This is a genomic window from Halobacterium noricense (genome assembly GCF_021233435.1).
In the GTDB taxonomy this organism is placed as follows: Archaea; Halobacteriota; Halobacteria; order Halobacteriales; family Halobacteriaceae; genus Halobacterium; species Halobacterium noricense.
In genome coordinates, this window is record NZ_CP089469.1 from 1 (window position 1) to 25,684 (window position 25,684).

Annotated in this window: 27 protein-coding genes and 1 pseudogene; 14 read left to right on the forward strand and 14 right to left on the reverse strand. The window is 60.9% G+C overall.

Translation table 11 applies throughout. The features are described from left to right. Positions 1-47 precede the first annotated feature (47 nt). The 3 genes from LT974_RS15450 to LT974_RS15460 all read left to right on the forward strand — a co-directional run bounded on the left by LT974_RS15450 (position 48) and on the right by LT974_RS15460 (position 2,776). Positions 48-866 (forward strand): ParA family protein, encoded by an 819-nt coding sequence (locus tag LT974_RS15450; RefSeq protein ID WP_114587425.1) that lies wholly within the window; start codon positions 48-50, stop codon positions 864-866. Further along, the gene (locus LT974_RS15455) at positions 863-1,270 is read left to right on the forward strand and encodes a hypothetical protein (protein ID WP_232590539.1); all 408 of its coding nucleotides are present in this window, start codon (positions 863-865) and stop codon (positions 1,268-1,270) included. Before LT974_RS15450 ends, LT974_RS15455 begins: the two co-directional genes overlap by 4 nt. Before the next feature lie 273 nt (positions 1,271-1,543). After that, a complete protein-coding gene (locus LT974_RS15460) occupies positions 1,544-2,776 on the forward strand; it encodes a tyrosine-type recombinase/integrase (protein WP_232590541.1) in 1,233 nt (410 codons plus the stop codon). A gap of 36 nt (positions 2,777-2,812) precedes the next feature. Here the strand turns inward: LT974_RS15460 and LT974_RS15465 are convergent, their stop codons facing one another. From LT974_RS15465 to LT974_RS15475, 3 genes are read right to left on the reverse strand one after another with little or no spacing between them, the layout of a single operon-like run. Next, a complete protein-coding gene (locus tag LT974_RS15465) occupies positions 2,813-3,466 on the reverse strand; it encodes a hypothetical protein (RefSeq protein WP_232590543.1) in 654 nt (217 codons plus the stop codon). A gap of 28 nt (positions 3,467-3,494) precedes the next feature. After that, a complete protein-coding gene (locus tag LT974_RS15470; protein ID WP_232590544.1) occupies positions 3,495-5,414 on the reverse strand; it encodes a heavy metal translocating P-type ATPase in 1,920 nt (639 codons plus the stop codon). 4 nt (positions 5,415-5,418) lie between these two features. Then, positions 5,419-5,634: a heavy-metal-associated domain-containing protein gene (locus LT974_RS15475; protein WP_099254168.1), complete on the reverse strand. Its 216-nt coding sequence runs from the start codon at positions 5,632-5,634 to the stop codon at positions 5,419-5,421. Between the two features lie 182 nt (positions 5,635-5,816). Between LT974_RS15475 and LT974_RS15480 the strand changes: the two genes are divergently transcribed. Further along, complete coding sequence (locus LT974_RS15480; protein WP_232590545.1) at positions 5,817-6,341, forward strand: ArsR/SmtB family transcription factor; 525 nt, start codon at positions 5,817-5,819, stop codon at positions 6,339-6,341. A 91-nt stretch (positions 6,342-6,432) separates the two neighbouring features. Here LT974_RS15480 and LT974_RS15485 read toward each other — a convergent pair whose 3' ends face one another. From LT974_RS15485 to LT974_RS15495, 3 genes are all read right to left on the reverse strand, one after another. Beyond that, on the reverse strand, positions 6,433-6,654 hold the full coding sequence (locus LT974_RS15485) for a hypothetical protein (protein WP_099254166.1): 222 nt from the start codon (positions 6,652-6,654) through the stop codon (positions 6,433-6,435). Positions 6,655-6,798: 144 nt separating this feature from the next. Beyond that, positions 6,799-7,440 carry a hypothetical protein gene (locus LT974_RS15490; protein ID WP_099254165.1) on the reverse strand — a complete coding sequence of 214 codons (642 nt, stop codon included), beginning with the start codon at positions 7,438-7,440 and terminating at the stop codon, positions 6,799-6,801. A gap of 23 nt (positions 7,441-7,463) precedes the next feature. Then, entirely contained in the window at positions 7,464-7,835 is a 372-nt protein-coding gene (locus LT974_RS15495) for an SHOCT domain-containing protein (protein WP_232590546.1), read from the reverse strand. A gap of 181 nt (positions 7,836-8,016) precedes the next feature. Here LT974_RS15495 and LT974_RS15500 point away from each other — a divergent pair, with 181 nt between their 5' ends. After that, positions 8,017-9,402 (forward strand): permease, encoded by a 1,386-nt coding sequence (locus LT974_RS15500; protein WP_232590547.1) that lies wholly within the window; start codon positions 8,017-8,019, stop codon positions 9,400-9,402. A gap of 155 nt (positions 9,403-9,557) precedes the next feature. Then, positions 9,558-10,007, forward strand: coding sequence for a universal stress protein (locus tag LT974_RS15505; RefSeq protein ID WP_008364394.1), 450 nt, complete (start codon positions 9,558-9,560; stop codon positions 10,005-10,007). Positions 10,008-10,021: 14 nt separating this feature from the next. Here LT974_RS15505 and LT974_RS15510 read toward each other — a convergent pair whose 3' ends face one another. Together LT974_RS15510 and LT974_RS15515 are read right to left on the reverse strand one after the other, a co-directional pair. Next, positions 10,022-10,417 carry an SHOCT domain-containing protein gene (locus LT974_RS15510; protein ID WP_049908462.1) on the reverse strand — a complete coding sequence of 132 codons (396 nt, stop codon included), beginning with the start codon at positions 10,415-10,417 and terminating at the stop codon, positions 10,022-10,024. A 28-nt stretch (positions 10,418-10,445) separates the two neighbouring features. Further along, positions 10,446-11,006: a DoxX family protein gene (locus LT974_RS15515; protein ID WP_058365957.1), complete on the reverse strand. Its 561-nt coding sequence runs from the start codon at positions 11,004-11,006 to the stop codon at positions 10,446-10,448. A gap of 114 nt (positions 11,007-11,120) precedes the next feature. Here LT974_RS15515 and LT974_RS15520 point away from each other — a divergent pair, with 114 nt between their 5' ends. The 5 genes from LT974_RS15520 to LT974_RS15540 all read left to right on the forward strand — a co-directional run bounded on the left by LT974_RS15520 (position 11,121) and on the right by LT974_RS15540 (position 15,057). Further along, positions 11,121-11,471 (forward strand): ArsR/SmtB family transcription factor, encoded by a 351-nt coding sequence (locus tag LT974_RS15520; RefSeq protein ID WP_232590548.1) that lies wholly within the window; start codon positions 11,121-11,123, stop codon positions 11,469-11,471. Between the two features lie 3 nt (positions 11,472-11,474). Next, entirely contained in the window at positions 11,475-11,750 is a 276-nt protein-coding gene (locus LT974_RS15525) for a DUF7521 family protein (RefSeq protein WP_004594584.1), read from the forward strand. A gap of 137 nt (positions 11,751-11,887) precedes the next feature. Further along, positions 11,888-12,283 carry a hypothetical protein gene (locus LT974_RS15530; RefSeq protein WP_004594583.1) on the forward strand — a complete coding sequence of 132 codons (396 nt, stop codon included), beginning with the start codon at positions 11,888-11,890 and terminating at the stop codon, positions 12,281-12,283. A 146-nt stretch (positions 12,284-12,429) separates the two neighbouring features. Continuing rightward, positions 12,430-12,627, forward strand: coding sequence for a heavy-metal-associated domain-containing protein (locus LT974_RS15535; RefSeq protein WP_232590549.1), 198 nt, complete (start codon positions 12,430-12,432; stop codon positions 12,625-12,627). A gap of 147 nt (positions 12,628-12,774) precedes the next feature. Further along, the gene (locus LT974_RS15540; RefSeq protein ID WP_232590550.1) at positions 12,775-15,057 is read left to right on the forward strand and encodes a copper-translocating P-type ATPase; all 2,283 of its coding nucleotides are present in this window, start codon (positions 12,775-12,777) and stop codon (positions 15,055-15,057) included. Positions 15,058-15,379: 322 nt separating this feature from the next. Here LT974_RS15540 and LT974_RS15545 read toward each other — a convergent pair. Continuing rightward, a pseudogene (locus tag LT974_RS15545) lies at positions 15,380-15,673 on the reverse strand (hypothetical protein); the annotation flags it as partial. Positions 15,674-15,908: 235 nt separating this feature from the next. On the opposite strand from LT974_RS15545, the gene LT974_RS15550 reads away from it, so the two are divergent. Continuing rightward, complete coding sequence (locus LT974_RS15550) at positions 15,909-16,901, forward strand: hypothetical protein (protein WP_232590553.1); 993 nt, start codon at positions 15,909-15,911, stop codon at positions 16,899-16,901. 840 nt (positions 16,902-17,741) lie between these two features. After that, positions 17,742-18,815 carry a transcription initiation factor IIB gene (locus tag LT974_RS15555; RefSeq protein ID WP_232590555.1) on the forward strand — a complete coding sequence of 358 codons (1,074 nt, stop codon included), beginning with the start codon at positions 17,742-17,744 and terminating at the stop codon, positions 18,813-18,815. Positions 18,816-19,065: 250 nt separating this feature from the next. On the opposite strand, the gene LT974_RS15560 is transcribed toward LT974_RS15555, so the two are convergent. From LT974_RS15560 to LT974_RS15575, 4 genes are all read right to left on the reverse strand, one after another. After that, complete coding sequence (locus LT974_RS15560; protein WP_232590557.1) at positions 19,066-19,599, reverse strand: hypothetical protein; 534 nt, start codon at positions 19,597-19,599, stop codon at positions 19,066-19,068. 35 nt (positions 19,600-19,634) lie between these two features. Beyond that, positions 19,635-20,384 carry an ABC transporter ATP-binding protein gene (locus tag LT974_RS15565; RefSeq protein ID WP_135830738.1) on the reverse strand — a complete coding sequence of 250 codons (750 nt, stop codon included), beginning with the start codon at positions 20,382-20,384 and terminating at the stop codon, positions 19,635-19,637. After that, on the reverse strand, positions 20,381-21,280 hold the full coding sequence (locus LT974_RS15570) for an ABC transporter permease subunit (protein WP_135830739.1): 900 nt from the start codon (positions 21,278-21,280) through the stop codon (positions 20,381-20,383). Before LT974_RS15570 ends, LT974_RS15565 begins: the two co-directional genes overlap by 4 nt. A gap of 174 nt (positions 21,281-21,454) precedes the next feature. Continuing rightward, complete coding sequence (locus tag LT974_RS15575) at positions 21,455-22,291, reverse strand: CPBP family intramembrane glutamic endopeptidase (RefSeq protein WP_135830740.1); 837 nt, start codon at positions 22,289-22,291, stop codon at positions 21,455-21,457. Positions 22,292-23,282: 991 nt separating this feature from the next. On the opposite strand from LT974_RS15575, the gene LT974_RS15580 reads away from it, so the two are divergent. Further along, on the forward strand, positions 23,283-23,927 hold the full coding sequence (locus LT974_RS15580) for a hypothetical protein (RefSeq protein ID WP_135830741.1): 645 nt from the start codon (positions 23,283-23,285) through the stop codon (positions 23,925-23,927). Between the two features lie 22 nt (positions 23,928-23,949). On the opposite strand, the gene LT974_RS15585 is transcribed toward LT974_RS15580, so the two are convergent. Next, complete coding sequence (locus LT974_RS15585) at positions 23,950-25,677, reverse strand: type IV secretory system conjugative DNA transfer family protein (RefSeq protein WP_135830742.1); 1,728 nt, start codon at positions 25,675-25,677, stop codon at positions 23,950-23,952. Positions 25,678-25,684: the final 7 nt, after the last annotated feature.

Genomic DNA, 25,684 nt, shown 5'->3' on the forward strand with positions numbered 1-25,684 from the left:
AAACGACCAAAACGAACGAAACGAACATAACGAGAAAAACGAAGATAATGACTGACACCAATACCGCACGAATCACGGTAGCGAACCAGAAGGGAGGCGCGGGGAAGACTACCGACGTCATTCATACTGGCGGCGCACTCTCTGCGCGAGGCCACGACGTCCTCCTGGTCGATATCGACTACCACGGAGGGCTCACCTGCTCGCTTGGCTACAACGATCTGTACTACGACACCGACCGCACAACGCTGTTCGACGTCCTCGACTTCGACCAGATGGAGTCGGTGAACGACATCATCGTCGAGCACGAGGAATTCGACATCCTTCCCGCCAGCGAGAAACTCGCGAACAACAAGAACATCCAGACGCTGCTTGAGGCGCCGAAGAGTCGCGAGCGGTTGGAGATGACTCTCGACGAACTCGAGAAGGACTACGACTACATCATTGTCGACACGCCGCCATCCCTGAACGTCCTCACCGACAACGCCCTCGTCGCAACCGGCAACGTCGTTATCCCCGTCATTCCCGAGAAGCTCAACGCCAACAGCCTCCAGATTTTCGCAAAGCAACTGAGTTCCCTCGAACAGGCGTACGGAGACATCAACCGGCTCGCCATCGTCTGTAACCGTGTCGAGCAGAACGCCGAGCACCGTGACACTATCGAGGAGATCAAGTCGGCGTACTCCCTCCCGGTGTTCGAGATCCCGAAGCGGACCGACCTCTCTCAGTCGATTGGCGAGGGTGTGTCCGTCTTCGGCTTCGGCAAGGAGAACCAGCGCGTCGAGGATGCACGCGACCTGTTCAACGAGATCGCCGACCTGTTCGATGAGACGTTTGAGAAGACCGCACCTGAGGAGGTGGAAGCATGACCGACGGTTGGGGCGATGCATCCGGCATCGAGGGCAACTACGAAGAGGAGGACGACGAGGCTGATTCCAGCGAAACGAGTGAGGTGAGTGAAACGGTGGAAACCAGTTCATCGACCGAAACGACCGAATCGACTTCAACGAAGGAAACGAACGAAACGAGCAAAACGAAGACGAACATCAAGGACGAATGGAATGGGCGGACGATCTACATTCCCGACGATGTCCTCGACGAGATGGAGGATACCTACCTCGAGTCCCAGCTGAAGCTCCGCAAGGCGGGGCAGGACGAGTTCAAGAAGAACCGTCACTTCTACCCGCTACTCGTCCAGTTCGGTGTTGAGGCGCTCTCTGATGCGGATGCTGAGGAAATCCAGGCTCGGCTCTCGGAACTCGGCGACGAATGACCTTGCGCAGAGCGAGGCTCAGAATTTTGTATAGCGATATACGATATACATTCTACTGTATTACGGATTTCCGGTACTAAGAGACTCTAGACCTCCGAATTCTCCCGATGAGCCGAATACAACAAGTGGTCCTGATTATGCCCGTAATCACGACCACTTTGAAGTACCCCGGCGCCGTCGGTGAAGCACGAATGCTGCAACCGCCTCACGACGACGCTTCCCCCAGGGTAGAGGACCCGAGACCGGGGCTGCAGGACGGTGGAGGGCCGGTGAATGCCTGACCGAGCGCTTTCGACGCCGCTCGACGACAGCTTCGAGCGCTACCTCCAAGACAAGGGGAAAGGCCGGGGCGGCGGCGGTGGGAACTATCGACGTAACGCTGCACGCGAGCTCGAACGGTTCGCCGAGTGGGCCGCCGGCGACCGCGGCGCCGACGACTGGACCGGGATCGTCCCCGACGACATCGACCGCGAGCCGACCTTCGACGATCTCGACGAACGCGTGTTCCGGGAGTACGCCCGGCATCTCGGTGGAGATCGGGGACTCAAGCAGAACACGGTACAAACCTATTACCGCTATATCTCTGCCTGGTGTGGGTGGTGTGTCAACGAAGGGTATCTCGAGGCGCATTACGCGCAGCGGGCGAGTGCGATGGCACCGTTACCGGAGGACGACGGCCGCAAGCCCGGAGACCAACAGGCCTGGACGTCCGAACAGCGCCACGCCCTCACCCGCCACGTCGACGAACGGGCCCGCGACGCCGTCGAGACGTACACGACACTCCCGGAGGGTACTGACCCCCTCGACAAGCAGCGAGCACGCTACGCGGCGCTGAAGGCGGCTCGTGACCGGGCGCTGGTGTTCGTCCTCGCGTACACCGCCGTCCGCGTCGGAGAACTCCTCCGCGATCCGAACGACCCGCGCCGGCGCGGCGTCCGTTGGGAGGACCTCTCCCTCGACGACGGGAGTATGGACGTCTACCGGAAGAAACAGCAATGGGACGCCGCGAGTCTCCCCGACCCGGTGATCTCGCCGCTACGGAGCTACCGCCAGCTGATGGACCCACCGACGGAGCGCTGGCCGGTGTTTCCCACGTTCGACCAGCGGACGCTCGCAGGGCTCGTCCAGGATGATCTCGCCGACCGAGGAGAACATACGGAGGCAATCGCCGAACGCCGTGGGGAGTACGCTCGCGACCTCCTCCTGGCGCTCGATGAGGATATTCGGCCGCCGTCGATCACGACGGACGGCGCACGGTCGATTCTCCAACGCCTCTCTGAGGCCGCAGAGATCGATATCGACCATCCGAAACACGACTATCTCGCCCCGCACGGTGGTCGGCGTGGGATGGGAGAAGTTCTCGTTCGAGCATTCGGATACACGGTTGCCGCCCGGTATCTCGACAATTCAGAGGAGATGGTGAGAGAGCGGTATTCACATATCGAGGCCGGAGAACTCGGTAATGTCGCTACTGAGGCGCTCGAGGAGATCGATAGTATACCGTAGTAACATATTTCGAGTGTGAGGGGTAGACCGTCGCGTTCACACCGCGTCGACGGTGAACAGCGAGTCGTCGCTGAGGACGACCTGTACCCGGCGGTGCCAGGCGTCAGCAAAGGCCTCCCGTTGCTGGTCGCTTGCCGATCCGTCGAGAATCCCCTGGAGGTTCCCGATCGCGGGTCCACCGCCAGGAACATCGCTGACGTGGTAGGCCACTTCGACGGTCTCGTCCGTGTCGGTTCGCCGGAACCGGAACGTCGGGTCCGCCGTGTCCGGGTCGAACGCGTCGAAGCGCAGGAGGTCGCGGCGGCCGCCATAGCCGCCGGCGAGCCCGCTGAATCCGTCATCGCCGGTCGCGCCAGTCACGTACGAGATGATGCGGCTCATCACGCCGTACGCGGCATCGTCCTGCGGGCCGGCCGTCTGGACCTCGATTTCGCTCCGGACTGGATAGTCGTCGGGATACAGGGCGTCGAGCCCGAGCTGGACGATCCGATAGGCACCCGAGGCTGTCGGACAGGAGTGTCCGGCTTCTTTCACCGCGTCCCGGTAGGTGACGACGAACGGCTCGCCCGGTTCGAGGACGCCGAGGGCCTCCGCGACGGGGTCGCGGATTTCGATCGGGTCGGCGTCGTAGTCGACCTGCCAATTGGTTCTCGTCTGGGTCGTGTCAGTCGCAGTCGAATTCGATGTCATGAGTTGTGGTTGTGATCGTGTCTCGTGGTCAGTAGCGGAGCAGTCGCATCCCGTTGAGGATGACGAGGAGGACGCTGGCCTCGTGGACCAGCATTCCCGACGCGAGGGTGACGTAGCTGGTGAGCACGCCCGCGAGGAGGACGGTCACGGTCAGCACCGCGAGCCCGACGTTCTCGAGGACGTTCCAGCGCGTCGCCTTGCTGAGTTTGACCGCGTACGGGATGCGTTCGAGGTCGTCGGCCATCAGCGCCATGTCCGCCGTCTCGATGGCGGTGTCCGTCCCGGCAGCGCCCATCGCGATGCCGACGTCGGCGGTCGCCAGCGACGGCGCGTCGTTGATGCCGTCGCCGACCATCGCGACGACGTGGCCGTCGGCCTGGTAGCCCTCGATGACGGACTGCTTGTCCTCGGGGAGGAGTTCGGCACGGTAGTCGTCGATGCCGACTTCCTCGGCAACGGCGGCGGCCGTCCGCTCGTTGTCGCCGGTGAGCATCACCGTCTCAATGCCGGCCTCCTGAAGCGCCGCGACGACCCCAGGAGCGGCCTCCCGGAGCTCGTCCCGCATCGCAATCGCGCCGATGACGTCCCCGTCCCGAACGACGTGGACGACTGTCTCGCCGCGCCCCTCACGCTCGCGGACGTAGTCGGCGACCCGACTGGGGACGTCGATGTCGCGGTCGTCCAGCAGTGCGCGGTTGCCGACAACAACTTCGTGGCCATCGGTATGGGTGATAACGCCCTTCCCGGCGACCACGTCGAAATCGTCCGGATCGGGGATCGACTGGAGGCTGGCGTCCGTATCGTCCGCCTGGGCGACCGTCGTTCCGCCGTCCGTCGCGGCGGTCGGATCCTCGCGGGCCGCGTCGACGATGGCGTCAGCGAGGTGGTGTTCGCTCTTCTTCTCGGCGGTCGCCGCGAGTGAGAGGACCTCGTCATCAGCAGCGCCGAACCCCTCAACATCGGCGACGGTGGTCTCGCCCTTCGTGAGGGTGCCGGTCTTGTCGAAGGCGACAAGGTCGATCTTGCCGGCGCGTTCGAGGTGTTCGCCACCCTTCATCAGCACGCCAGACCGAGCGGCGTTGCCGATGGCCGAGACGATGCTGACCGGTGGCCCGATGACCAGCGCGCCGGGACAGCCGATGACCAACAGGGTCAGTGACAGGATCGCGTTCTGCGTGACGGCGTACGCACCGATAGCGAGCACGATGACGGCCGGCGTGTAATACTTCGCGAACCGGTCGATGAGACTCTCCGTGGGCGACTGGGCCTCTTGGGCCTCCTCGACACGGCGGATGATCCGTTCGAGCGTCGTATCCGAGCCCGCACCCGTCGTTCGGATCTCCAGTGCGCCTTCTTGATTGACCGTCCCGGCGTAGACCTCGTCGCCGTCGGCCTTGTGGACGGGCGCGCTCTCGCCGGTGACTGGTGCTTGGTTGACGGCGCTCTCGCCGTCGACGACGTCACCGTCGACCGGAATCTTTCCGCCCGGCTTTACGACGACGACTTCGTCCTCTTCGACCTCGCGGGCGGGGACTTCTTGGAGTTCCCCGTCGCGACGGACGGTCGCCGTGTCGGGCGTCATCTCCAGCAGCTCCTGGAGGGCAGTCCGGGTCTTCCGCATCGTCCGTCCCTCGAGGTAGCTGCCGAGGCTGAACAGGAAGACGACGGCGGCGGCCTCCCAGTACTCCCCGATGATGATGGCCCCGATGGCGGCTAGCGTCACCAGCGTCTTGATGCCGAGCGTCCGGTTGGTGACCTCGTGGTAGGCGGTCTTGGCGATGTCGTAGCCACCCACGATCGTCGCGAGGATGAGGATGGCGGCGCTCGCCGTATTGAAACTCGTGAGGTAGCCCAGACTCCAGCCACCGCCGTAGAGCAGGCCACTCGTCGCCGTGACGATGGCCTTCCGGTGTTTCCGGTAGTACTGCGTGATCGATTGTTTGTTCATGGTGTTAGGCGGGCTGGGGCGTGTACCCCTGGTTTTCGATGGTCTGTGCGAAGGCGTCGGGGTCAGCGACGTTGTCGTCGTACTCAATCTCGACGCGGCCGGTCGCGTAGTGGACTTCGACGTGCTGGACGCCGTCGACGTTCGAGAGGGCGCGTTCGACGGTGCTCGCACAGGTCGGGCAGTCGAAGTCCATGACGCGGAACTGGGTTGTGTCGCTCATTACAGTTTGAGGTAGTGCCCGCACCCCAATAACTATTTTTTAGATGATATGTTTGAATGGGGGAATAGATGATTTGAACGGTCAAACGGGTCGTCTAGGGCTTTCAGTATCACGAACCCAGCGAACCCAGTTCCAAGCAGCGTGCCGCTAGCTTTTCCCGCCTGCTCATACTCAGTTCTCGTATGAGTAGTTCCGGCACCGACCACCGGCTTGCGGACATCGCGTTGCGAGACACGCGGGTTTCGGACGCCATTGACGAACCGATGCGGGCGATGATCCTCGATATTCTCTCGGAGGAGGCGCTAACGGCAACCGAGGTCCACAAACGTCTTGATGACCGCGGCGTTGACCGCACGGAGAACACGGTCCGCCATCACATCAACGAGTTACGAGATGCCGGTCTCGTCGATGTGGTCCGCTTTGAGGAGGGGCGCGGCGGGACGACGAAGTACTACCACGCAAATACGATCGTCCTCTCGTACTCGCTTCCTGAGTCAGCGGATGACGCTGTCGAGGAGATGATTGAGGCCGTTCAGCCCCAGATTTGGGATGCACTCGGGACGCTCACAGAAGACCACGAGGACGCGATAGCGGAGATCGTCGCAGATATGCAACCGTGTGAGCACTGTCAGACCCAGAAGTACGAAACCTACGTGCTCCTAACTGTCCTCCGCCGGGCGTTCGTTCGTGCGCACAGAGAGTCCTAAGCGACAAAATCGGGATTGTTGGGCTCCATCAATAAGGCCACAACATGAAATAATCGGTCGCTGAAGGCTGTGCATGGATCAAGATTACCGATCAGCAACAACTGGTGTCGTCGGGAGTCCACTCGCACGCATTCCCGGTAGTTAGGTTGTTCTCGTCGATATATGCGGAGAGGCAGGCGTAGTTACAGAAATACGTTGGTGAGCCACAGCCGTTCTCGCAATCGCGGACGCAGATTGGATCATGGTCGAAGATCCGGGAGTCACAGTACGCACATGTCTCGTCTGTTTCGGGGGTTGAGACAGTCGTCGACATACTTGTGCTGAGGTGCCCCTCATAGAAAACGCTTCTTTGGGCTGTGATCAGTGAAGGAGTCTCGATCACCACCTCCTCCTCGAATTAGCAGCCTTCCCACCACCTTTTCGAACAGCGTTGAAAACAGTCACCTGTTACAAATCCTCAGGTTTCGGTTTGCGTCGTCCGTCGATATCCTTCGTACAAGGCCGGCAATCCAAGAGGAAGTGCGAGGAATCCAAACCCGAGAAGGGCATATCGGTCTCTATCCTGGTGTCGCACGACGAGGAAGGTCGTGACGATGCCGAATAACGCAATGACGTATGCGGTGTTGCTCCAGAGCACGTTGTAGGTCGAACAGTACAGCCAGCAAACGAACGTGTAGGCTGGGGCGTTCCAGGTCGGTGGATGGAGTTTCGGCCAGAAGAACCGGCAGTACGTGGTCCAGCCCAGCATTGCCAGGGTCGGCAACCCGACGAGCCATACCGCTGCCCCACGGCTTCTGTCACCGTATCGCCGGTATCCGGCGAGGAAGAGTGCGGGAAAGCAGAAAACCCACAGGCAGATGCCGATAGTGTAGGTCACTGGCCAGTGTTCGATGCGGGGCTGTGCAACCGGCAGCCGTACTGCCTCGGGCAGCGTCGCCCACGGGAACGAGGGGTCGGGAACGGGGTTCGTGAGGAACGCTACCAGACAGAGGACTGTCCCGACAAGTAGTCCGTACAGTCCCAGCGTCGTGTATCGGACGAGCCACGGTGGAAGCTGCAGATGCGTTGACTCTTGACGGCGGTCGGAGAATCCGGTCATCGTTCAAGTTTACCGGGTGGAAATCAGGTATCTCGTTCGAGTGCTTCGCGTCGCTGTTCGTATTCCTCGTCGGTCAGCTCTCCGCGGGCGTAGGCGAGCCGGAGCTCCTCGAGGGCTTGGTCTGAGCTACTCTCACTTCCCGTAATCGCGCGGTAGATGAGGTAGCCACCGCCGACGAGGGCGGCGAGGAACAGTAACTGCATCACGATGCCGACGATGAACATCCAGCCAGGCATCGTCCCGTCGCCCCACATATGACCGCCCCACGTACCACCCATCATCGGACCGAACCCCATCATTCCGAAGCCCATGAAGAACAACGGGACGATGAATACGGCGCCGATGATAACGAGAAGGAGCGTGACAAGTCGTGTGTCGTCTGAATTTGTCGGCATATTGTGATCCCTCCGTGAGTTTGGTTCTCAAGTATTACTACGTACTAACTATTCAATGCGGTTATGCCTTCGACCTGCGTGCTTCTCCCACCGCTATTCTTTTGAATTCATACTTCCCACGGCTCTAACCCGAACTATCTGAAGGAAAACTGCAAAAGATGATCCGCACGATGAAACATCTATGCAGGTGACGATGGTCGAGGGTATCTTCGAAGCCCTCCGAATCGGTGTCGGATTCCTCTGGACGGCGGCGTGGGCGATCATTATGGGACTCACGATCACAAGTCTGGTCCAAGTCTACGTCTCCAAGGAGCGAATGGCACAGGTGCTGGGCGACGGTGATCTGAGCGGGCTCACCAAGGCGACCGCGTTCGGGGCGGCAAGTAGCGGGTGCAGTTTCGGCGCCGTCGCCATCGGGAAGGGGCTGTTCAAGAAGGGGGCGCACGCGGTGAACTTTCTCGCGTTTATGTTCGCGTCGACGAATCTGATCGTCGAACTCGGGCTGATGATTCTGATTCTGCTCGGCTGGGAGTTCCTCTTGGCGGAACTGCTGGGCGGCCTCATCCTCATCGCCGTGATGGCCGTTCTCGTCCACCTCACACTGCCAGAGAACCTCTTCGACGAGGTCCGAGAGACGCTCAACGAGCGCGACCGCGAGTCCGGCGTCACCGAGGACCCGACCTGCGGGATGGAAGGCAAAGACGAGTACACCCTCACCACTGACGGCGGCGAGACGCTGGAGTTCTGTTCGGAGGGCTGTATGGAGACGTACCTGCAGGAGGCGTCCAGCCGCGGCGGGTGGCGTGACGAGTTGTTGTCGTGGGGTGGCTGGTACAAGGTCGGGAACCAGTACCGCAAGGAGTGGTCGATGATCTGGAAAGACGTTATCGCTGGCTTCCTCATCTCCGGGTTCGTCATCGTCTTCGTCCCCCAGTGGGTCTGGAACACGCTGTTCATCCAGGGTGACGGCCTCCTCGTCACCGCCGAGAACGCGATTATGGGCGTCGCCATCGCCGTCATCAGCTTCGTTGGGAGCATGGGCAACGTTCCCTTTGCCGTCGCGCTTTGGGGCGGCGGCATCAGCTTCGCCGGCGTCATCGCGTTCGTCTACGCCGACCTCATCACAATCCCCGTCCTGAACGTCTACCGGAAGTACTACGGCTGGAAGGTCATGCTGTACATCCTCGGCGTCTTCTTCGTCACGATGGCGTTCACGGGCTTCCTCATGGAGTTGCTGTTCGACGCCTTCGGCATCGTCCCCGATTTAGCCGGTGGTGAGACGGCGACCGAACAGACATACTTCGAACTAAACTACACGTTCTACCTCAACCTCATCGCGTTCGCGCTTTCCGGATTCCTGCTGTACGTCTATCGTCGTGGTCTCGGTGCGCCCGGCCAGTACCGCGACCCCGTCTGTGGGATGCGGACTGACGACAGCGAGCCATCGGCGACGTACGACGGCGAGACGTACTACTTCTGCTCGCAAACCTGTAAGGAGACCTTCGGAGAGAACCCGGACGAATACGCCACCGGGCATCCGATGGTGATGGAGGGACACGACCACTAACGGACAGCTCATCGATGGTTCACAGTATCGATTGAGTACGTCAGTCGTGCTTGGACACATCTGCTGACGCGGCCTTACTGAACACGCTACCGTGACTCTTGAGCGCAGAGAATTGGAAGCCGAATTTATGATACCTGCCTTTGAATTCCGACTGAATGTACGACCGAATTCTCCTGTCGACCGATGGAACTGTTGCGTCTGAAGATGCTGAAACGCACGCACTCGAGCTCGCAGCCGCTCACAACGCAGTCCTCCACGTGCTCTACGTCGTCGACGAGGATGTCGTGACTGCGTACAGCGGGGACGAGTACGTCGACGAGGCCGAAGGTCCCGAACACGGTCTCGAGGAACATGGCGAGGAGACGCTTTCCGAACTCCGACGTCGAGCCGCAGAAACCGATGTCGACGTCGAGACGGCAATGCAACATGGCCGCCCCGCTGAGACCATCGTGGACCACGCAGACGACTGTGACGCCGATCTCCTCGTGCTCGGTACCAAACGCCGGCCGGACGAATATCGTGCGTTACTCGGAAGTGTCACTGACCGCGTTCTCCGATTGACGACGCGTCCGGCAACCGTCGTGAAAACTGAAGTCAGCGAGTAGGGAACGATCGTCCGTTACCGTCCATCATCTGGTGTGAGACGGGCGCGACGGCGGTCGAACTCCTCGTCGTCGATCTCGCCACGGGCGTACCGCTCTTGGAGGACGGCGAGTGCGCTATCCTCAGCGGGGCCGTTCGATTGCGACCGCGTTCCCAGCCAGTAGATGAAACCGAGGGGGACGGCGACGAGGAGTGTCATCCACAGGAGACCGAACAGCATCATCCCCCAGCCCCAGCTACCCCATCCGGCCATGTGGCCGTCGTTCCACATCCCGTCGTGCCAGCCCCACATCATTGCATCTGGGACAGTCGCGTGTGTTAGCGCCATTCCGGCGACGACGGCCAGAGCCAGCGCTCCGACGACGATGAGTCCCAGAGAACGAATCCCGCGTGCTTGAATTGGATTTTGCATTGTTGTACTCCCAAAGAACTCGGCGTGGTTAGCCGAGGATGTATTCGAGGGCGGGGTAGCGCTCGACGAGCGTCTCGCCGCCGACGTCGTAGTTCTCGATGTACTGGTCGAGGCCCAGGATGCGGCCCGCAGCGAACGCGGCGACCGCGAGGAACACGAGCATGTACGCGAAGTCTCCGTTGATGAATCCGTGGCCCATGTCCCAGTTCCCGAAGTAGAACATGAGCATCATCAGCGCGCCGAAGAACGCCGCGAGGCGGACGAACGCACCCACGAGGAGGCCGAGGCCGATGAACAGCTCGCCCCACGGGACGGCGACGTTCGCGAACTCGACGAACCACGGCGTACTACCCATCCACGCGAACATGCCCGCGAGCGGGTTGCCGTTCGTCGCGGCGACGTTCGAGAGGTAGCCGCCGGCGGCGAACTCGCCGGTGATCTTCGTGAACCCGGAGTAGGCGAACGCGTACCCCATCATGAGGCGGAGCGCGAGCACGAACCACGCGCTGAGGCTGTGGACTTTCCCGCCGACGGTCAGACCGCCGACTCTGCTCTCGAGCTGATTCATGCCGGAGTCGAGTGTGGACATAGTTATTGCACCTTCAACTATCAGTACGGAGGCAGAGACGATATAACGGCGAGCCGGCGTTCTGGGTCAGAAAATCGGCGGGCTATATTACGCTCCTGTCGCGGGTAGAGACGTGTGACCGAGGAGTCCGACCCGTCGGAAATCTTCGCTACACTCGACGACGAGTACGCTCGCGACATCCTCGTGGCGACGAAGACCGACCGACTGTCTGCGAAGGAACTCAGCGAGGAATGTGACATGTCACGCCCGACCGTCTCGCGCCGTGTCACCCGCCTCGTCGAGCAGGGCCTCCTCGAGGAGTATACGCACGTCGACCCCGGGGGACGACACTACAGCGAGTATGAGGCGCGCCTCGAACGCATCGAAATCCTCCTGCAGGCGGAGGGCTTCGACGTCAACATCGACATCCGGCCTGACCCCGCCGACCGGATTACGACCATCTTCGAGGAAATGCGGGGAGACTGAATCATGGACCACACGCTATTCGTCATCGGCAAACTGTTCACGACCGCGTTAGCACTGGTCATCGCATATCAGGCCTATCGCGGATACCAACGACATCACACGCAGTTACTCCTGTACGTCGCCGCCGGCTTCGCATTGGTCGGGCTTGGCGGCCTCCTTGAAGGCGTCCTCTTCGAACTCCTCCAGGTGTCGATCTTCGAAGCAGGATTCGTCGCAGCACTCGTCACCGCAGCCGGGATGCTGTCTATCCTCTACGCCCTGTATGCCCCGAATCCATAAGGATTCAGGACGCCCATTCGACAAGCGGCCTCTGCGCGTCGTGCCCGGTTCGAAGCCGCTACTGTTCGGACTCCCCTCGTTCTCGATAGTGTAGCGTCGCAGTGGGAGTTATATCCATATCGGTCGTACCATATCGTATGATTCGAACACTCGTCGGTGTCCTCGGCGCTATCTCAGCGCTGTTCCCGGACGAAATCGTCGAGCTCTTCGAGAAACTCGCGATTTCGAATCCAGACGAGGGAACAGTGAGAGGGTGGATACGTCCAGCAGTCCGGTCGGAGGGTGTTCTGATAGCTGCGCTTTCACTCTTTAACGGGCGAGCATACGCGTTGCTGATGAATCTTACCGGCGTGTTCGGTGCGATAGTCCTCTTATTTCCCGACCTGTATCAGAGATTTGCCACCGCGTTCCTGTACGAGCGTCCAGAGTCGATAGAATGGAACGAGCGATTCCGCTTGGGCATTCGGGCTATCGGCGCACTCTATGTCTTTTTAGCGGCGAAGACGTACAGAGAGCGTCACAACGATACTTGAGCCACCTCGCTATTGACACCTGGCGCATCCGATGTCTAGTTCGTTACGGCCGCAGGTATCACTTTGAATCTAAAGTTTGAGCCCCACGATATCAGTATGATCGAAGGGGAAATCCGCTAAAGAGAGGAGGCCGTGTGTATCCCTGTATGACGACGACGATCATCGTGGAAGGCATGACGTGCGGTCACTGTGAGCAGACGGTCGAAGAGGCCCTCGAAGAGGTATCCGGCGTGACTGACGTGACCGTCGACAGGGAGAGCGAACAGGCGAGCGTCGATGGTGAGGCAAATGTCACAGCTCTCGTGGAGGCCGTCGAAGACGCAGGGTACACCGCTCACGCCTGAGTATTGCGATCGGCGGATAGCATGGACCGCTTCGAGACGACGGCCATCCGTTGTCTTTGGAGTTTGCCTACGATGGTCCTGCTGTACGGTTTCAGGGGGCGAAGATTCAGGAAGCCGGCGAATCCACCTCAATAGAGAACATGACCCATGGACGACCACAAAGATACAGCTGAGAATTCCCCGGAAGGAGAGGACCAGCAGGACACCACCAGTCACCAGCACGAACACGGCGACCACGATGAAGCGGTCGCTGAATCTGACGAGGAAGGTGTAGAACAGGAGCTACTGGAGGAGGAGGCTCACCCTGCTGCGGCAGGTGAGATGGCGTCCCACGAGCAGCACGAGCACGCCAGACACGAGGGCGAAGGGCACGGCCACGGTTCCCACGAGGGACACGGCGAGGGCCATGGCGGGATGCACGAAGGCCACGAGCAGATGTTCCGCCGGCGCTTTTTCGTCTCGACGCTCCTGTCGATTCCCGTCCTCCTGTACAGCGAAATGCTGCAGGAGTGGCTCGGCTTCTCCGTCCCAGCATTCCCGGGGAGCGAGTGGATCAACCCTGTCTTCGCGGTCATCGTCTTCGCCTACGGTGGAATCCCGTTCCTCCAGATGGCGGTACCGGAGCTGAAAGATCGGTCGCCGGGGATGATGACGCTCATCTCGATGGCCATCTCGGTCGCGTTCGTCTACAGCCTCGCGAGCGTGGTCTTCCCGACGCAGTCTGCGTTTTTCTGGGAACTCGTCACACTGATTGACATCATGCTGCTGGGCCACTGGATCGAGATGCGGTCGGTCCGGCGCGCCTCGAGCGCTGTCGACGAGCTGGCGAAGCTGATGCCGGACACGGCGGAACGGCTCACCGAGGACGGCGAGACCGAAGAGGTCCCTGTTAGTGAGCTCTCCGAGGGAGACCTCGTGCTCGTCCGGCCGGGCGCGAGTGTCCCTGCTGACGGCGTCGTTGAGGAGGGGGATTCCGACGTCAACGAGTCGATGATCACCGGCGAGTCCAAGCCCGTCTCGAAGGAGCCTGACGACGAGGTCATCGGTGGGACGATCAACGGCGACGGCAGCCTCCGTGTCCGTGTCGGTGCGACGGGCGAGGAGACGACGCTCGCGGGCATTATGCGGCTTGTCGAGGAAGCCCAGCAGAGCAAGTCGAAGACCCAGGTGCTGGCCGACCGCGCGGCCGGCTGGCTGTTCTACGTGGCCCTTGGGGCGGCAGTCGTGACCGCAATCGCGTGGACGGTCGCGGTCTCATTCGACGCAACGGTCATCGAGCGCGTCGTCACAGTGCTCGTCATCGCCTGCCCACACGCTCTTGGACTTGCCATCCCCCTCGTCGTCGCGATCAACACCTCCCTGGCGGCGCGCAACGGGATGCTCGTGCGCGACCGCATCGCGATGGAGGACGCACGGAATCTGGATGCCATTATCTTCGACAAGACGGGGACTCTCACCAAAGGCGAGCACGGCGTCGTGGATATGGCGACCGTCGAGGGCGTCGACGAGGACGACGCGCTCGCACTGGCGGCAGCTGTCGAGAGCGACTCCGAACACATGATCGCGCGAGCCATCCGCGAGGCAGCTGACGAGCGTGATCTCAGTGCCCCTGATGCTTCCAGCTTCGAGGCAATCAAAGGACGAGGGGTCCGGGCGAACGTCGACGGCAACGAGGTGTACGTCGGCGGTCCGAATCTGCTCTCACAGCTCGATAGCGAGGTTCCGGGCCACCTCCAGCGGTTCGCTGACGATGCGGGAAAGAACGCACAGACGGTGGTGTATCTCGTCCGTGATGGGGAGTTGATCGCCGCGTTCGCGATGGCCGATGTGATCCGCGAGGAGAGTTTCCGCGTCGTCGACGCCCTCCACGATCTCGATATCGAGGTGGCGATGCTGACCGGCGATTCGCAGGACGTCGCCAACGCTGTCGCCGACGAACTGGGCATCGACACGGTGTTCGCGGAAGTCCTCCCCGAAGACAAGGACAAGAAAGTCCAGGAGCTCCAGGACCAGGGCAAGCTCGTGGGGATGGTCGGCGACGGTGTGAACGATGCGCCGGCGCTGACGCGGGCCGACGTCGGCATCGCAATCGGGAGCGGTACCGACGTCGCGGTCCAGTCGGCGGACGTCATCCTCGTGCAGAACAACCCGATGGACGTCGTTCGGCTGGTAAAACTGAGCAAGGCGAGTTACCGGAAGATGCAGGAGAACATCGTCTGGGCGGCGGGGTACAACGTCTTCGCGATTCCGCTTGCAGCAGGTGTGTTGGCACCGATTGGGATTCTGCTGTCCCCCGCTGTGGGTGCGCTCCTGATGTCGTTGAGTACAGTAATCGTCGCCATCAATGCTCAGCTGCTCCGCCGCGTGGACCTGTCCATCCCCGAGCTTCCAGGCGGGACACCAGCGACTGACGCACAACCTGCAGACTGAAACGCTCCCGATTGCTCCGGAGCTTCTTTCAATTGAGTTCGGTTGGTGGACAGCAAATAGCGACATTGCGTAATTTCGGTGGGTATCGCTATGCGGTCACCGGTTCCACAGTTCCCAGCAGAGGGATAGGTAGTTCGGTATAAACAGACGCTTTCGCCAATGGGCTACATAGCTGCTCCAGCATAGATTTATACCGCTAGGCGGATTTCTTTCCAGTATGAGCCTCGAAGAGACGGTTGACTACCTCGCCGAGGAACTCGACCTCGAGCGAAGTGAACACGTCCGTGAGGTCGGTCAGTCGGTCGCCGAGCTTCGAGACTGATCAGAACATTTCTCTGAAGTCCCGTTCGACGAGACCGTCCTCCAGATACGTGATGAACTCTTGTTTCGTTGGTCCTTGACGGTCGAGTAGATCGTCCCGCTCTGCTCGTTCGAGAACAGCCTGCGCGAAGTCTGTACAGTGGGATTCATGCTGCCCAGCGTACTTCGAGAGGGCCTCTCGCCAGTGCATATCCAGCTCGAACTCGGCTAATCGAATTTGGATCCCGTCTTTCCGTTCGACGTCCAGGTCTTCGAGTTGCTTGAAACGGAGGTTGTTCCGGCGGACCGGCACGATCGAACAGGAAATCCGCTTCACAAATCTTGAGTCGCCGCTTGATGCCCGCATTGAGCGGAGTGACGACACGGTTGTTCCGCAGCTTTGCGTACGAATGGTCCACCTTAACCAACACAATCGACGCATAGGGTGATCCTGTTGGTTAACTGCGCCATCCAGTCAGAGAGCCGCAGGAGACGCATTTCAAGCAAGGACTGGGCCGAGAGATTTTCCCGCCATACGACCAAGGACTACCATGCCCTTTACCGCGAGCTGGCGGACGCTCCTCGACGAGTGTGAGGAACTCGCCGCGGATGCGACACTCATCACGCCGTTGTCGGAGACGCGTTTCCGCCTCACCGACGTCCAAGAGCACCGCATCGTCATCGAGTTCATCGACGCAGGCGACTCCCAGCCGCTCCAACGCGAGCAGTTCGAAACGCTGGCCGAGCGCATTACTGACGCTGGCGGCACCTTCAACCTCCAGCGCCTACCCCCGGACGCAGACCCGTACGCGGCAGTACTCAGCTTGCATCCCCGCTACGAGATCGACGATCGAACTGGGACGCTCACCGAAACCGACGAGCCGACGACGTCCCAGCTCATCACTGGGACGGCCACCCAACCCGCTGCCGACCAGGACGACGCCGCAGACCGTACGGAACCCGACCTCGACGTCTACGCCGATATGCTTCTCTTGATCGACGCGCTCGAACGCCACGATCCAACCGCACTCGAGGACTGTGAGACGCCGGCGCTCATCAACATCTACACACTACTCTCGGACGTCCAGCGCAACGCCGGTGACCTCCGGCAGGACGTGCGTGAGGTACTCCTTGGACGGCTCCACCACGACCAGCCGGTGCATGGTCAGTACGGGTCAGTCCAGCGGACGAGTCGCCGCAATCGCTCGCTGAAGGACGACGACGAGGTTCTGGCCGTCCTCGAGGACGCCGGCATTCCCCGCGAGCGGATTCTGGCCGTCGATCGCGAGAAGGTCGACGACGCCCTCGACGTGACCGAACTCTCCGAATCGGCGGTCTACGAGATCGAGGAGAACGAGTACGTGCGCAAAGCCGACGTCGACGAGGAGCGCAAGGAAACCCGGCTGCAGGGACTGAAGGATCAGCTCGCGCTGAGCGATGATCCCGACGCCGAAGAGCTACGCCAGGAAGTAGACGATCTCGAACAGCGCATCGAGGAATTAACCGAGTTCAAACCCGGCACGGAAGTTGGGTCGCGATCATAGCGACGGCGGCCGAATGGAGCTTCAGATAGATCTTAACCAACGCTAACACCTCATCCCCCACGCTGTTGGTTAAGAACACTCCACCATTTCCAGTAAACACCCCCCTCGTGCCGAATGAAAAACAGGCTGTCTGCGGGCGAATTTGTTTTGCATTCCGATTAACCAACAACGGTGTTTCCGACCGGTGAATGTTGGTTAACAGCGGTCGCGTACCCCGTCGACGATTCGCACTATCGAACATCAGCTCGACGGATACCAGTAATGAAAGCCCTCGGCCGCTCGGCATCCCGCGACCACAGCTGCGCGCCTCGCTTCGCTCGGTGCTTGCAGGGTCGGGGGACGACCGAGACGGCCTCGCCCTTTCTGAGTCCGCCAGGACGCCGGTCGTGCCACCGAGCGTCGAGTCCGGTTGGTCAGGTGGTTCGTAACGGCACGCCCCGCTCGCCGCTGCCGCCCTCCGCGTCGCTCGCGACCGACCATTCCGGGCGTGCGGGCGCTCTCCGCACCGCGAGCGCCCGTTCCGGGCTAAAATGAATGTGCCCTCGACGCCAGCGCTTCACCCGTTCGGGTCCTGCGGACCTCGGCGAAGCCGACCGCGACGGACGTAGTTGCGTCGCGGCGAACGGGGAATGCGCTGGCCGCTCGCTCCGGGCGGGTCGGCGCGCGGTGCTGGATGATCGTCCGCCTCGGGCGCGCTCTCGCTCGCGCCCAAGGGCGCTCACGAAGGCGCGAGCGAGAGCGCGCAGACGAGTCTGTCGGTCGTAGTCGTTGAGAAATCCGCGATGTAGTAGCATCGCGGTGTCGGGCGCGTGAGCGCCTTCAGGTTCGGTGTAAGAACCAATGTCAAGTACGAGCTTTGTACGGTATGAATCTTCGGTCGAACAGGCAGCCGAGAACAACGAGGCGTCCGAGGAGTCGGTCGTTGAGCGTGCACCGAGCAGGCGGTCGGCATGTCCCGAGTGCGACGGACGGGTCGTCAGTGAAAATCAGGAATCGTACTGTATGAAATGCGGTCTTGTGGTCTCCGCGGAGCACGTTGATCGCCAGCCGATGCTTCGTGTGCATGGCCCCTCGGACGATAGCGGGCCTGCTGAGTGGAGTTGTGAGTCGATCAACCCACTCCGGGTCGACAAAGGCCTCCATACGACGTTCTTCCTCGGCAGCGATGGATACGGAAATTCGCTGTCGAGCGAGCAGATGGATAAGTTCGAGCGGTTGCGGCAGCGGCACAAGCGCTTCCAAATGGATGACAAGCGCGCGATTCGGCTCAACGAGGGCTATCGCGATATCGAGTCGATCACCGGCAATTTGGCACTCCCCGGGTTCGTCGCCGAAGATGCCGGACTGTTCCTGAAGCAGGCGGCCGACGCGCGGCTTCCCGGCGGCCGGATGTCCTGGGAAGCACTCGCCGGTGGAGCAGTGCTCCTCGCAGCGACCGAGGCGGGATTCCCCCGGTCGTGTGACGAGGTCGTGCAGTATACGAAGTCCTCGTATGAGCGAGTGAGCGCGGCAGCGCGGAAGTTGCGGTGCGAGCTCGGTCTGGATGTGCCCCCGGCGCGAGAGGGGGTCGTCGACGATGTGCTCATCGCGCTCGACGACAGTCTCGACGTGCAGACGTGTCTGGAGCTGCGGGAACTCAGTGACCACTTCCTGGCGATCGCCGACGAGAAACCGGTTGGGCCGGGGACGTCACGCCTGACGATGGGGGCGGCGGCCGTCTATGCGGCGGATCGGCTCACTGACGGGAAGGTCGTCACCCAAGCGCAGGTGGCTGAAGCAGCAAGCACTGTCGTCGACACCTCGAAAAGTCGAGTCAGCCGGTACTCGCAGGCGTTGCACGACGCCTACGTGGACAAGCACGGAAGCGACGATCCGGGCGCAGTCCTCGAACGCGGCCGCGTCCGACTGCGGTAACGAGCTCTCAAGGCCCTCTTTTTTTTATCGTGACCACCGCCCGGTAACGCCCCGCCTCCCCACCCACCGCTCCCGGCCTCCCTCCGGTCAGCCGGCAGCCACAACCGACACTATAGACAGGTGATCATACAAGTGAAACTAATCGCTCAATATAGGGCAATTCCGTTTCTCCGCCCATTTCTTCGTTGATCTATGGAACGGTCAGACCCACTCTCGACCTAGACGATACACGTCTCGACTCAACAGAGCGTCAGGGCAGCAGCGATCGTTCCTCGACGGTGATGGTGGCTTCAGGATAGAACTCAGTCCACTCCTCGGCGTTCCCCACCCGGTAGAAGAGTGGTACCTCCTCGAAATACCCCCGAAGTGTGTACGTACCGGAACTATAGAAACGATTGCCGTGAATCTCGTACTGGTTCGTGACTGACTGGCCAGCGTCAAGTGGGCGGACGATCGGTACGTTGTCGGTCTGGATACCGTTCGCCGTCACCTCGACCCGATCGGTCTCTCCATACTGGTCCGAGCGGAGCAGAATTTTCCCTCGACCACGCTCGCCCGACCGTGCCAGCGCAAGCAGACCCAGCGGCCAGACACCAGTATTCCGGATACTGATATCCTCGTCATCATCGTTTCGAAGCGTCACGTCGAGCCGAGCCGGACTGTCAACCGTCGCGGCAGCATCCACAAGGTCCAGGTCGAGCGCCAGCGGCCCCGCCGGGTCGGCGACGGAGACATCGGTGACAGTGTACTCGGTGTTCCCCATACAGCCCGCGAGCCCGGTCATCGACACGGTCGCCACCCCGAGGAAGTGACGGCGTTTCATTGCTCCACCTCCCCAGTACGGATCGAGTCCTCGGTGAGTTCGACGAAGATGTCCTCTACCGTTGCGTCGGCCTGGAGTCCGAGTCGGCCCCGGACGTCGGTCAGCGCTCCTTCGTCGACGAGGTGTCCCTGGTGGAGGATACCGATGCGATCACAGACCAGTTCGACCTGCCCAAGGACGTGACTGGAGAAAAACACCGTCGCCCCGCGCTCTGATTCGGCCTTGACGACGTCCCGAACCAACGCCACGCCGTGAGGATCGAGCCCGGTGAACGGTTCGTCGAGGATCAAGAGGTCCGGGTCGCCGACGAGGCTCATCGCAAGCGCGAGGCGCTGTTCCATCCCTTGGGAGAACTCGCCCGCTGGCTGGTCGACGGCGTCGGTGAGGCCAACCCGTTCGAGCAGTGTCGGTGGGTCGTCGTCAGTGCCCTTGGTGTCGATCACCAGTTGGAGGTGGCGTCGGGCAGAGAGGTCGTCGTAGATATCGAATCGATCGGGGAGGATGCCAACCCGCTGGTGGCAGGCGACGACCTCGTCCCAGGGGTCGTGCCCGAGGACCTGCGCCGTTCCCTCGGTCGGCTTGATGTAGTTCATCAGCAGGTTGATCGTCGTCGACTTGCCGGCACCGTTGGGGCCGAGAAAACCATACACTTCGCCTTGCTCGACGGTCAGATCGAGCGCATCGAGAGCGACGGTGCCGTCGTAGTGCTTCGTCAGACCGCTGGTTTCGATGGCTGGCGTCGTCACACCAGATCACCCCGTTCAAAGCGATAGCGGGCAAGTCCCAGCGGCACGACGAGCCACAGCAATAAGACGACGAGTCCCAATATTTCGTGTAGATAGACGGGGATCGGTTTTGTCTCGAATGCTGCCTCAACGACGTACGCGTTGACGGCTGTGGGGGTATGGAGCTTGGTGATCACGCCAGTGTAGCCCGCGCCCGAGTTCCCGACCTCGAGGATCCAGTTCGTGAGGACACGGTATGCTCTATCTGGTGAGATTCTGAGGAGTGCGAACAGCAAGCCGTCGGCCGGTGCATTGGTCGGCGTGGCTGCGAGTCCGGTTAGGTTGCTGTAGGTCATCCCTGCAACTGTCTTCCAGAGGACCGTCAACACGAGGTAGACGACGCCGAAGATCACACCGGTCGCACGGACTGTACTCGTTGTCACCGCCGAGACTGCTGTCGCGATCGAGACGAGAACAACGACGTACAGGAGCATCGCAAGGAAGACAGCCAGAAACAGGAGCGGCGAAAAGAGGCCGAACCGGGCGACTCCGATCAGACCCAGCACGAGTGCGGCCGCCGTAACGGGAATCGCGATCCCCGCACTTCGGCCGAGGATTTTGCCGACGAGGATGTCGGTTCGCGTGAGCGGCAATCCGAGGACGAACTTCAGACTCCCCGACGTCCGCTCGCCGACGATCGACCGGTAACTCAACAGGAGGACGCCCAGTGGGAGCAAAAATGTGCTCGCGACTTGGACGAACCCGACTGTCATATCTGGTCCGAGGTAGTCCCAGCCGACGTAGCTCGGTCGGTATCCCCAGAGGACGAGGAGGATCGCCAGCGCCCACGGACCTTTGGAGGTGAGGATCGTGCGGGCTTCCTTGCGTGCGAGCGGGAACCATCGCGGGCGGGCCATATGCGCCCCTCTGTAACACGAGCCAATAGTAGTGTCCGTTTAGTGCGCCCACCGCCCGGTACCGCCCCGACCGCCCCACCCACCTCCACGGTCCGGGCGTGCACTGCGTGCCGGGCTTTCGCCGCCGAGTTGTTCGACCACCTCCACATCGCGGCGAATGTGGACCGGAGTGGCTCACTCAGGTTCTCGGCGTGACTCGGCGACCGGATATGCATGGCCGTGGAATCCAACCGTCGTTGCCACTCGCACACGAGTGGTTTCGCCCGGTTCGACATTGGCGACGTGGAGTGTCTCGTTCGCTGGTGTGTACGCTCGATACAGCCCGTGAGCCTCTGGTTGCGGACCATGATCGTCGACCGTCACCGTGTATTCCTCGCCCGGCGCGAAGGGATGTTGCCAGCGTCTCCACCACTCTCTGCCGACCTCCAGCGCCATCGCAGTTGCGTTATTGCCCGCATGCACCAGCACTGCTACCCACCAGAGCCCTACCGCCCACAGATATAGACAAAGCAACCCACCGACAAATACCGGTGCTGTCGCCCGACGGTAGCCGCGCGGATTCAGCGTATGGACGTACGCCCAGAGTACCGACCCACCGATCAACAGCGGGAGCCGATACCCGTCCAGTGTCAGCGCCAGCAGCAATGGACCACCCCGAAAGGTGAGTTCCTCGACCACCGGCGCGACTACAGCTGACCGGACCCCAAACCGTGCCTTCCGACGCCACCACTCTCGCTCCCAGTCGAGCTGCTCCTTGAGATCCGTGACCGAGTACGTTTCCGTACCTTCCGTATCCTCCGTGTCGTCAGTGCGTTCGCGATCGGGAAACTCGAACCAGCCGAGCGGATCGGTCCCTGTCACCCTGACGAGCCAGAATTTGCTTCGACGGATGATGCGGCCGAGGCCGATGCTCGCGACAGTGAGTACAACCCATGCCGCAACGATCGGTACCGGGTATACCACCCGCGTTCCCGTAATGGTCGGAACCGAGATGCCCGGTCCGAATGCCATGTGCCAACAGCGAAAGCATGGCTGAAAAGCCCACCGAGGAAATCCCGTCTGTCCCCACGACGTCTACTGCCCGGTAACGGGCCACCTCCCCACCCTCCGCTCCCGGTCTCCCTCCGGTCGACCGGCAGCCACAACCGACAGCACTGCAACGTCGAGTATTCACCCCTGGTTTCCGTCGTCCATTTCGTTTCCCTGTGAAAGTGAGATGTGCGTAGACGGCCGTCTCAAGCGGCTTATTGACGGTTTACATTCCGAATATGGGGTGTTCTTCGACAATCGGTGTATCTCGAGACTGGGCGTGGTTCGTTGGGGTTTCGCATTGACATCACCAGAAGCGTAACGCGGGATGAGGCGAAGATGCACGATTCAGAAACTGATTAACCAACAGGACAGGCGATGTAGTTCTCTGTTGGTTAACTGTAGTGATAGCGCGATTTCTTTATTCAGTTTGGCGTCTGAAATCGGAACACCGAATCGCTACGTGGATGTGTGAGCTCAACAGTACGAACAGATAGGTATACAACCTCAGAACTTGATCTACCGGTATGGCATTTTGTGATTATTGTGACGACAAGGTCCCACCCGGCGAAGGATTAGATTCTCCCCGTAACAGCGCCCACATATTCTGCAATAGAACGTGCATGAGAAGATATCAGGAACAGGAAAACGAAGGTGAGTGAAGAGGAAAACCGCCGAACCAATCTTATCAGATGAGTCGTTTATACCCTGAATCTATCACTCTATCCGTTATCGAATCCACGGTATGGGACTGTTCTCTGACACCCCCTTCTGGAGGACAGTTATTGCGATCCTTGCCCGATGATCCCTCCACCGCCCCTCCCTCCGCTCCCGGCCTCCCTCCGGTCGGCCGGCAGCCACAACCTCATTGACAACCCCTGAAGGAACGTCGTCCTTCAGCTGGGATCAACCGACCGAGGCCCAGATCATGGCAGGTTTCTGTTCCCCCAGTAGCGTGGAGGCACCGTAGCCAATGGCAACAGACCCCTCGTTCAGACTCGAACTCGACACCGCAACCGCCCTTCGCGACTGGCTCCTCGATGCAAGCCATCGCGATACCACCGATACAGTCGTTGCTGAATCGCTCGCAGAACTCGCTGCTGGCATCAACGGGCAGCTCCACAGTCAGTCCGAGTACCTCGAAATCGGCGTGTCGACGACGAAATTCCCCCCGACGAACTCGTCTTCGAGCCCCGATGACCAGAGCGAGATGAGTGAAACCGCTGATCCGTCCGGCCAGGATACCGACGCAGCTGACTGTCCGGCTGAACGTGGCTCAGTCGATACGGAGCACACGGATCCGTCTCAGGTCTATGATGCCCTACCCAGCGATGCGTGGCACTCCCCGACTGGAGAGGATAGTACTTGCTCGGAGGGTTCGTCGACGTCGACGACCGGTTACGAACAGACACCGACTGCTGGACGGAGCCGCAACCGCCCCGATACCGACGAGGACTCCGGCGCGTTCCAGTTCGTTACATCGTACGAATGCGGGGTGTGTGGGGCCGTTCAGGAGATGGAAACCTCACTGCAGGTCTGTGCATTCATCGACAACTGCGCGGCCTGCGGCGCGGTCGACGTCCGGTTCAGTGCAGTCGGAATCCCGGAACCAATGTAGGGACGTTATCTTCTCGCTGCCGTCACTCTTTCGTCGCGCGTTCAAGCGCTCGCTCGAGCTGCGCTCGAATCGCTGTAAAGCGGGCGATCAGGCCGCGCATCCAACCGTCGGGGACGATGACGATCGCCTCGCCATCGTCGAGGCGTTCGAGGTCGCTTTCGGCGATCGGATGCGTTTCATCCTGGAGTTCCTGGCGGCCGACGGAGCGTCCGTCACGGTCATGTACGGGGACGGACCGGCGCTGTTCCTCACGGCCGATCTGTGACCGGGCGTACTCGACGCTCGCTGCATCGCCGACCCGCATGATTACTGATTGGACGAGGCCGCTCAGTAGCGCATTCGCGCGGTCTTTCCCGTAGGCGTCGTGGAGCTGTGCGACCGACTGGACGCCGAGCAGGAGTTGGGTGTTCCGGCCCCGTCCCGCGTTGATCAGGTCACCGATCTTCCGGAGACTAGGAAGGCGCGCGAACTCGTCCAGGACGAAATACGTATCTTGGTCGTCAGCAAGCGCAAAGCGTGCTGCCCAGTCGATGAAGAATCGAAATGCGGGTTGGACCGCGTCACCCTCTGTGATCGGGAAGTCCAAGAGCAACGTCCGCCCCTGTGGGTCCTGCATGTACTCGCGGATCGAGAACTCGCCCGCTTCAGCGAAGTCGCCGCGGAAGAGGTCAGCGATGATCTGCTGAAAGTTCGCGTAGACGCCTGCAGCCTGTCGTTCTGAATCCGGATCGATTGCCGAGGCCGCCGCAGTGAGATCCGAATGTTCGGTAAGCTGCTCGTGCATCTCTTGTTTATCGGTCGACTGGACAAACGCCACAAGATCCGCGTTCGTCGGCGTTGTGTCGTCCGCTTGGGCTTCCCGGTGGAGATACGTCACGACCGCAACGAACAGCTGGCGTGCGGCTGGACTGAAGAACTCAGATCCCTCCGTTTTAGGAAACAGTGCTCGGCCGATTTCGTCGATATCGCCCTCGCGTTCGATTTCGGCGAAGAGATTCCAGTGTGCGGTTGCGCCCGTCGACGAGAGGTAAATCAGGTCCTCGTGGTTGTGGTCGCGCTCGAGGATGTCCTGATATTCGCCTTTGTAGTCGAAGACGACAAACGGATCGTCAGCCCCAGCCTGCATCTGATGGGAGAGATGTTTGATCGTCTCCGTCTTCCCCGCGCCCGTCTCCCCGAGGACGAGAATTGAACGGTCCTTCTGCAGTGGGAAAAACCGTGAGAGGCTCATGTGATCGCTCACAGCAGAGAGTCCCCGAAACGGCAGGACGTAGTTCCCGTCGCTGATGATTCTATAGAGTTCGCGTTCCGTGTCCCAGGTACGCAGTCGCTGGCCAGTATAGGCTGTAGCGCCGAGGATGCCGATGAAGCCGCCGACGCGGAGTAGCGTGAACTGCTCGACGAGCGGGAGGGCCATGCCGGTCAGATATCCCGCCTGATGGAGGATGAGCTCGGCCAGTTGTGCGAGCAGGAGGACGTGGAACGCCCAGAACAGTTTGAGGTGTGCTGGAAAGAGCAGGACAGTTCCGACTGCCCCGACCAGGTAGAACAGCGGGACGAGCCAGAGTGCGCGACTGCGATGTAACCCTTCGAATTTGAGGGCAGTGAAATTCGCCCGCTCGAGGATGGCATACACCCAGGGAAACAGCAGCGCGGCCGCCATCACCGCCACGATCTTGAAGAAGATCTCTACCTCGTCCTCTTGCCGGTAGTCCTCAGTTTGAGACTCGGAATCGGTACGTTTGCTCACGAGTTCA